This is a genomic window from Phocaeicola coprophilus DSM 18228 = JCM 13818 (assembly GCF_000157915.1).
GTDB lineage: Bacteria > Bacteroidota > Bacteroidia > Bacteroidales > Bacteroidaceae > Phocaeicola > Phocaeicola coprophilus.
Window position 1 is genome coordinate 1 of record NZ_EQ973660.1, and the last position, 1,576, is coordinate 1,576.

Genomic DNA, 1,576 nt, shown 5'->3' on the forward strand with positions numbered 1-1,576 from the left:
ATTCCCGAAGTGCTACCTACATAAAGAGAAATGGACTTTTGATTCGTAAGATAACCATTAAGTCCTCGCGTCCGTTTCAATGCGCATACCATCCCCTTACCCCATAAAGCGACTTGAGGCAATACGCAATCAGTGGCCATCAAGTGATGTAAATCATCCGGAAGAAGTTTTGAAGGCTTCTGCATATGCATGGTTGTCGGTGTAGATATTCAGCACACATTGCCTTGCGGTCTTAATCCACTTGGCAGGTACTGAAATGAATTTGAAGACAAACGTCTTGATACGGCTGGTTTCCTTGAGCCCGAACTTCTTCACTTCAATCCTTTGCATGATGGCCTTGTAGAAATTGCGTATCAGTGCCGTCAGGAGCAGGAACACGGTATTTTCCGCCATGAAGGATTTAGGCAGTCTGTCCCATCCAAACCCATTGTTCATGTCATCAAAGACGCGTTCCTTGCCACCGCGCATGTTATAGAACTCCACGATGTCCCTCATGGATGATTCGTAATCGTTGGTCAGGATGCAGCGGTATGTATATTCCCCCTCCCACAGGTCCGGTCCACTGCCCATGCGTCTCTGTCTCTGGATTACCAGGCGATACGGTTTGCCCTTCCACTTCTCAACGAGAATGGAGTTCAACTCAAACACGATGCCGTTTATCTCTTCCTTCTTCCACCCTCTGAGCGCGAAGATGTCATCATAGAGCGAGCAGCAGCGGTTGGCGCGTATGTAGAATGTCCTGCAATGCTTCCTGACCTCATCCACAATGTCTTCAGAGCATGAGCCGCAGTCGGCCCTGAAGCGTTTGACTGTCAGCTTCTTCTCTTCAAGTCTCTCCAAAATCCTCTTTAGCGTGTCCTTCTGGTGAAAGCGTACATTGGTGTTGCCGTCGCTGTTCTCTATGCCGACAATCATGTCGCCGATAACGGCCACACCGGACCTGTAACCAAGAAATTTCTTGTACGTGGGCTTTGCATCGTACTTCTCCGCCTCAATGAACTGGTGGTCAAAGTCAACGTCATACTCCCCGCCCTCTTTCAACTGCCCTGTGGACAACAGGCAATTCAGGAGCAATGTGTTGAGTGTGTCTGCCGTATTGAAATCATAGGACTTTCCGGCATCAGACGTGTATGAGATGTTTTCCCGGGTCAGTTCGTTTATTGCCCTAAGGATGGTGTCGGCGCTACAGGTGCGGAGTGTGGGGTGAAGGGAAAGATGACTCATTAAGTGGGCGGTGACATCCTCAACGCAAGAACCGCCGCAGAAGTAAACGCATAGGAGGGAGCGGATGATTTCGCTGTATTGATAACCATAGAGTTTGCATCTCAACCCAAGTGTTGAGTCAATTGTAGAGGAGAGAAGGGAGGTAAATTGCTCCATGATTGGAAATATGCCTCCAAAAGGAGTGAGTCTTTCGGATTTTATTGCTACCTTTGCCATGCCTGTTGCGGTTTTCTTTGTCTTTGGATTCGCAACACTAAGGTAAGTGAAAACGCTGACATGGCAAAAACCTGGGCAACAAAATGTTGCTCAGGAACTTATAAAAATAATTATCAATTATGTTGCGGAATTAAGG

Annotated in this window: 1 protein-coding gene; it reads right to left on the minus strand. The window is 47.7% G+C overall.

The annotated features are described in order from the left end of the window. Positions 1–153: 153 nt before the first annotated feature. Positions 154–1,440, minus strand: a complete 1,287-nt coding sequence (locus BACCOPRO_RS16805; protein ID WP_007567149.1) for an IS1380-like element IS615 family transposase — start codon at positions 1,438–1,440, stop codon at positions 154–156. Positions 1,441–1,576: the final 136 nt, after the last annotated feature.